General features: G+C 47.5%; 3 protein-coding genes. 1 reads left to right on the plus strand and 2 read right to left on the minus strand.

Annotated features, from left to right (window positions below):
- Nucleotides 1-159 precede the first annotated feature (159 nt).
- Entirely contained in the window at nt 160-4,230 is a 4,071-nt protein-coding gene (locus tag DW657_RS04400) for a two-component regulator propeller domain-containing protein (protein ID WP_233546607.1), read from the minus strand.
- Between the two features lie 448 nt (nt 4,231-4,678).
- Between DW657_RS04400 and DW657_RS04405 the strand changes: the two genes are divergently transcribed.
- Entirely contained in the window at nt 4,679-6,559 is a 1,881-nt protein-coding gene (locus DW657_RS04405; RefSeq protein WP_118311586.1) for a sialate O-acetylesterase, read from the plus strand.
- 418 nt (nt 6,560-6,977) lie between these two features.
- Here the strand turns inward: DW657_RS04405 and DW657_RS18305 are convergent.
- A partial coding sequence (locus tag DW657_RS18305; RefSeq protein ID WP_233546608.1) for a hypothetical protein occupies nt 6,978-7,180 on the minus strand: 203 nt, incomplete at its 5' end.

Below are 7,180 nucleotides of genomic sequence, written 5' to 3' on the forward strand. Positions count from 1 at the left end.
AGCGGAAAACTAATGGCTTGTTAGCCTGTTAGAATTTCCGCTGCAAAGTTACCGTTTTCTATATAATCTTTCTTTCTGCAATGTAACCAAAAGTTTTCGCTATGTTTCATAGCCTGTCTTTTTGTTACAGATACTTTTTCTTTCTACTTAAATGCTTTTTTACTCCTTTATGGCAGTCATCATGTATTCTCTTGGTGAACAGCCGTAGAGATTTTTGAACATTGTACTGAAACTTGCGGAATTTGAGAAACCGCAGGTGTACATCACGTCGGTGATGCTTTGTTTGCCATCCTTGAGTAACTTGGCTGCCTGCTGCAGTCGGATATTACGGATGAAACTGTGAGGAGTTTGATTGGTTAGCTCCTTCATCTTGCGATGCAGATGCACTCGGCTGATACCTACTTTCTGCGCAATCATATCCACACTCAGGTCGGAATCGCCGATGTTTTCGTTAATTACTTCCATGATGCGCTGCATCAGTGCATCGTCTGGAGTCTGTATCTGCTTGTGTTCCACCTTCTGCTCCTGACTCTCGTTGCCGGTAAACTTATTGCGCAAAGTGCGGCGCACGGTGAGCAGGTTGATAATGTTGCGGTGCAGAATGTCCATGTTGAACGGCTTCAGAATGTAGGCATCGGCACCGGTCTGCAATCCTTCCAGCTGGTCTTCCTCTCGGCTCTTGGCGGTGAGCAGGATGATAGGCACATCATTGGTGTTAATGTTCGTCTTCAACTTGGTGCAGAGGGTGGTTCCATCCATTTCTGGCATCATGATGTCGCTGATGACAAGGTCTGGCTTATTCTTCAGAATCTCGTTCAGTGCCACCTTTCCGTTAGGATATGTGCGAATCTTGAAGTCGCTGGAGAGCTGTGCTTTCAGGTATTCCTGAATATCCTCTTCGTCTTCCACAATCACGATTTCTGCCTTGGCTCCCTTGGCAGAGGCTTGGGTAGTATCGGAATTGTTCAAGGTTTCGGCTGGTTGGTCATTGTTTTCTGCCAGCTGTTCTTCCTGTTCAGCTTCAGCAAGTTCATTATTCTGCTCTTTCTTCATCTCTTCTTCCTCGATGATCTCTTCTGGTTTGAGATGATCCTTGCCCAATGGAATGCGGATGATGAACTCGCTTCCGTGTTCAAACTTGCTTCCCTTCTCGCCCTCGTTGTTGCGGGCTGAGATGGTTCCGTAGTGCAGTTCCACGAGCGAGCGGGTGAGATCGAGACCTATGCCCGTACCGACGTTGCGGTCGTTAGGGTCGTCAGGGGTCTGGTAGAAGCGCTGGAAGATAGTTTCCAACTTATCCTTCGGGATACCGATGCCGCTGTCCTTGATGCTGATGTAGGCATGGTGGTCGGTGTGGGTGAGCGAGAGGAGGATGTGGCCTGCCGTAGGGGTAAACTTGAAGGCATTCGAGAGGGTGTTAATTATCACCTTGTCGAAGTTGTTGCGGTCTATCCATACAGGAAGCTCTTCGCAGTCATGCTGGTATTCGAAGTCGATGCTCTTGGCAATGGCTTGCTGCTTGAAAAGGTCGTATTCTTCATTGATGAACGAAACCATATCGGTCTTGCACATACGCATTACCATCTGTCCCTTGTCAATCTTTCTGAGATCCATCATCTGGTTGATGAGGTGAAGGATACGTTCCGAGTTCTTTCGGATAATCTCGTAGATGCCTTGACGGTGAGGCTCTTTGTCTTCCTTAATCAGGGAGAGCAATGGGGTGATAATCAGTGTCAATGGCGTACGGATTTCGTGACTGATGTTCATGAAGAACTTGATCTTCGCCTCGCCCATCTCTTCGGCGTGGATGTGCTGCTGCAGGATGAGCTGGTCTTCCATCTGGCGCTTGCGGTGGCGCAGGTAGAGCATGATGGCTGCTATGAGGAGCAGCAGATAGAAGAGCTTTGCCCAAATGCTGGCATACCAGGCTGGGTGAACGATGATGGTGAACTCCTTCACCGGTGTTTCGTAGCCGTTGCAGATGGCCTTGATGCGGTATTTGTAGCTGCCGGGAGCCATGTGCGAGAAGGCAAGTTCGTTCTGTCCGGCTGGCACAGTGCGCCAGGCATCGCCGTTGATGCTGTAGGCGTATCTTATCTGCTCCACATTATTATAGGTGAGGGTAGAGAGCTGCAGGGAGAAGGTGTTGTCATCGTGCGAGAGATTGAACTCCCGTGCCACAGTTACCCAGCTGTCCGTGATGGTATAGCTGCCCGACTCCATGCCTGGGGTCACTGCCTTGTTGTTGACCACGAAGCCCGAGATAACCACCTTTGCCTGCCATGGGTGCTGCTTTACCCGGTCGGCCTGGAACCAGTTGATTCCGCCAGAGCCCCCCATCAGAATCACCTTCTTATCCTGGGTGGTGCATACGGAAGCATCGCTGAACTCGTTGCTCTGCAGTCCGCTTTCGGTATAAAACCTGATGATGCTGCCATCCTTGGGGTTCAGCATGTTGAGTCCGCTGTTTGTACCCAGCCATATTTTGCCCTTGTTGTCTTCTGTGATACTCGCCACACCGTTGTCGGTGAGTCCTTGGGCTGTGGAATAATGTTTAGGCTCTATTCCTTTTCTGAAGTCGAAGCAGAAGGCTCCATCCTCGGTGCCATACCATACGTGGTCTTTGCTATCTACAAACACGCAGTGCGAAAAACTGTTCTTGTTCAGGCAGTTGATGCCCTTGAAGGTGGAAACCCAGCTGTTTCGCTTGCGGTCGAGGCACGCCAGTCCCACAGAGGTGGCTATATACACGTGGTTGCCATCCTTTGATAAGGCCATCTTGATGAGGTAATCGTTGGGCAGGCTGTTGACCTTGAGGTTGTTATCTGCACCATATTTAGCCTTGTAGTTACTTCGGCTTCCGTCTTTCTGCAGGCAGAAGAGACCTTCGCCCATGGTGGCTATCCAGATGTTGCCCTGTGGGTCTTGCTTGATATCGAAGATGCCCACCGACTTGCTGATGCCCAAATCAACAGGGTGGAAGCTTCCGGCTGCATCCATATAGCCCAGACCGTCGGTATAGGTTCCCACCCAGGTTCTGCCCTGCTCGTCCTTACAGAGGGTGAGCACGGTGTGCTGGTTCAGGAAATGCCCCTCTACGCTGCGGGTTGCTATATTAAATAGGTATAGGCCATCCTTGTCGGTACCCACCCACACCTGGTTGCCCTGGTTGATGCTGAGGCTGGTAACGCAGTTTTCGCCAATCACGTTGCGGCTGCCCAGGCGGAAGCCCATGTAGTTGAAGTCGTTTTGTATGTTGCTCTGCATGAACACGCCTTTTTGCAGCATGCTCACCCAGATGTTTCCCTGATTGTCTTCTATGATGCTGGTTACCTTGCTCTTGGCCAGGTTCACCAGTCGGCTGAAGAGAGGGTTATCCTGCAGGAATCCGGTCTGAGGGTCATATACATAGATGCCCAGTCCGTCGCAGCCGATATAGAGCTTGTTATTGCGGCTGATATAGATGTTTTCGATGGGCAGGTTTCCGATGCTGCTGATTCGGGTAAAGACGTTGCTTCCTGCCCTGAGCAGATGTACGCCCTGGTTCTTGCTGGCGAGATAGAGGTTGCCCAGGACGTCCTGCTGGATATCCTGTGCGTCCACGCCTTCGGTACCGGCAAAGTGGGAGGTGACTCTACCGTTTGTTTCCTTGCGGTAGAGTTTTCCGTCTTCGGTGATTATCCAGAGTCTGCCCCGTTTATCTTCCAGGAGTTTGTGGATATATTTCAGTTTTTCCACCTCTCCCTTCATGGCATGGCATTCCTGGGCATCTTTCTTCTTAATCATGATGCCATAACCGGATGTAGCCACGGCTACGTCTTTATTCTTTAGGGGATATACCTGCTTTACGTAGGTGGCGAGTTCTTCGCCTTTGGAGTCGAGCATGGGAATTTTGTGGAATTCGCTTCCTGTAAATTCCAATAAAGAATTATTGGTTCCCAATAAGATATGTCCCTTATCGTCTTGTGCTATGCTATTGATATAGTTGCTTTTAAGACCTGAAAAATTGGACATATCTTTCTTCATTACGGTGATATGGTAACCATCGTAAGTATTCAAGCCATTACGGGTGGCTATCCAGATGAATCCGCTCTTGTCTTGAAAAACCTGCGTGGCAAGATTGCTTGAGAGTTGATTATCAGTATTAAACAGTTTACCACTTTGTGCCCATGCCTGGATGGAGAAGAGACAAACCGTCAGCGTGATGATTAATTGGTTTATAGATTTCATGCTTTGCTTATATTATATTTTTGTTTTCTGTTTGCAAAAATACGCTTTTTTGTTGGAATATCAGAATAAATCTGTATTTTTTTGGGGCGCAAACAACAAAAATACAGTCTTTTTATCCTCATATTCAGATGATGTAACATGGCGTAAAGTATATGTTACATACGTAAACTCTTCATAAAGTATCGGTTACGTAGGATAAAGCTTGTTTTTGGATTTATTTATACCTTTGCGCCATCAATAGTGAGAAATTGTTTTTGCCAACGCAGATTTTTCAGCAAAGCATATTCAGGGATGGAGTACCAACTGGAATGGTCCGGGCTATTATCTTGCCAACGATGCCTATATAGTCGGTCTACCAAGGACATCTACATTCATGGTGGAAAGAAAAACGTGATTAAATAAAATAGAAGGTATGAACAAATTATCATTCGTAGCATCAATGCTGATGATGTGCCTCTCGATGACGATGATGGCACAGAAAAATGGAGCCAAGGCGCTGGATAAGCCTGACCCAAATTTTCAAATTTATCTCTGCTTCGGACAGTCGAACATGGAGGGCAATGCCGCCATTGAAGACATCGACCGAACAGGAGTGAATCCAAGATTCATGGCAATGTATGCCGTGGATGATGTAAAAGCAGGATGGAAGAAGGGGCTGTGGCATACGGCTGTTCCACCTCAGGCACGTCCAAGCACAGGCTTGAGTCCGGTGGATTACTTTGGCAGAAAAATGGTTGATAACCTGCCTGATAGCATCAAGGTGGGAACCATCACCGTGGCGGTGGGTGGCGCTAGCATTGACCTCTTCGATAAGCGTACCTGTAAGGCTTACCTGAAGAAGCAGCCAGACTGGATGAAGAATTTCGCATCCCAGTATCATGGTAATCCTTATGCCCGACTCATCGAGCTGGGCAAGATTGCCAAGAAGCAGGGTGTTATCAAGGGCATCCTCCTGCATCAGGGTGAAACCAACAATGGCGATGCCAACTGGCCTAACCGTGTAAAGACCGTATATAATGATATTCTGAAAGATTTGAATCTGAAGGCAGAAGATGTTCCTTTGCTCGTGGGTGAGACCGTTCAGAAAGATCAGGGCGGCAGTTGCTGGCAGCATATCGCTGTCGTTGATGATATCGCCAAGACCATTCCTACAGCTCATGTCATTTCTTCTAAAGGGTGTCCGCAGCGTGGTGATGGTTTGCATTTCATTGCAGAAAGCTATCGCACCATGGGTAAGCGTTATGCCAACATGATGCTTTCTCTGCTCGGTATCATCCCAGATGCCAACTATCCTCGTGTAGATAAAGAACGCCGTGCCTACGTCAAGCTTCATGCGCCAGAGGCCAAGCAGGTAATCTTTGATATCTGTGGCAAGAAGTATCCGATGAAGAAGGATTTAGATGGCGACTGGTATGGCGTATCTGACCCTCTGGTAGTGGGTTTCCACTATTATTTCCTGAATGTGGATGGTGTACAAGTAGTAGATCCTGCCAGCGAGACCTACTTCGGTTGTTGCAGAGAGGCGAGCGGCTTGGAGGTTCCTGAGGGAACAGAAGGCAATTACTATCGTCCTCAGCAGGGAGTGGCACAAGGTCAGGTTCGCTCTGTATCCTATTATGCCGCCTCTCAGGGAAAGTTCCGCAGAGCTATGGTTTATACGCCTGCAGAATATGAAACCAATCTGAGCAAGCGCTATCCTGTGCTCTATCTGCAGCACGGCATGGGCGAGGATGAGACGGGCTGGAGCCATCAGGGCTATATGCAGCACATCATGGACAATCTCATTGCCGAAGGCAAGGCAGAGCCAATGATTGTGGTGATGGAGAGCGGCGATGTGAAGCTGCCTTTCGTGCCACGTCCTGGCAAGGATGTGGATGAGGAGCGCAAACTGTATGGTGCTTCTTTCTACGATGTCATTATCAAGGATCTGATTCCGATGGTAGATAAGAAGTTCCGCACCTATACCGACAGAGAGCATCGTGCGATGGCTGGTTTGTCGTGGGGTGGTTGCCAGACTTTCAATACTGTATTGAACAATATGGATAAGTTCTCTGCGTTTGGAACTTTCAGTGGAGCGATTTTCGGAGTGGATATCAAGACTTGCTTCAATGGTGTGTTTGCCGATGCCAATAAGTTCAACAGCCAGATTAACTATATGTTTATGGGCTGCGGTACCGAGGAGAACTTCGGCACCGGTAAGATGGTGCAGCAGTTGAAGGATTTGGGCATCAAGCTTGATTTCTATCAGTCTCAGGGTACAGCTCATGAGTGGCTTACCTGGCGCAGATGTTTCAAGGAATTTGTTCCACATCTGTTTAGAAATAAGTAATTGATTCCTCTTTCTAATTTATTATTCCCGAAACTATCTGATGGTTTCGGGATTTTTTTATATATACGCTCAGGAATGTCCCCCAACTTGTTTTTGCATGAAACATGAGTGGCAACAAAAAAAATGACTAAGAGAAAAACTAGTCAACAAAAAGTATGACTAAGTTTTAGCTAGTCAACTGGTTTTATAAATAAGTATTAACCGAGTCAACTCGTCTTATAAATAAGTATTAACCGAGTCAACTCGTCTTATAAATAAGATAAAAAGTGGTCAACCAAAATCGTTAAACCACAACGAAAATGTTTCTAGAGTTAGTAGAAAGTAATTCCTTTAAGGGAAGAGTTATTTCGAACTGTATGGTTAAAAACGGGCTGAAAGCCCAAAAAGGGTGTGCCATAAGTCCATAACGCACTCTTTTTTAGTTTTTCAAGAACACAAGTCCGCCAGGCATCCCGCCGGATTTCAAGTCCGCCAGGATGCCTGGCGGGCTTACGCTCTTGGAGACACATGGTACTTTGGGGCTTTTAGCCCGTCCTCGACTGCCATTATCTGAACTTATGACACGCCCTCTCAGCCCTTTCAGGGCGTATTGGGTAATTTCAACCGTTATTTTCTGTTTCA

The sequence above is a fragment of the Prevotella sp. AM23-5 genome, assembly GCF_003473645.1.
GTDB classification, from domain to species: domain Bacteria; phylum Bacteroidota; class Bacteroidia; order Bacteroidales; family Bacteroidaceae; genus Prevotella; species Prevotella copri_A.

Excerpts from the sequence above, each read along its gene's own strand:
- DW657_RS04400 (WP_233546607.1), bottom strand. The coding sequence starts at position 4,230 with ATGAAATCTATAAACCAATTAATCATCACGCTGACGGTTTGTCTCTTC.
- DW657_RS04405 (WP_118311586.1), top strand. The coding sequence starts at position 4,679 with ATGTGCCTCTCGATGACGATGATGGCACAGAAAAATGGAGCCAAGGCG.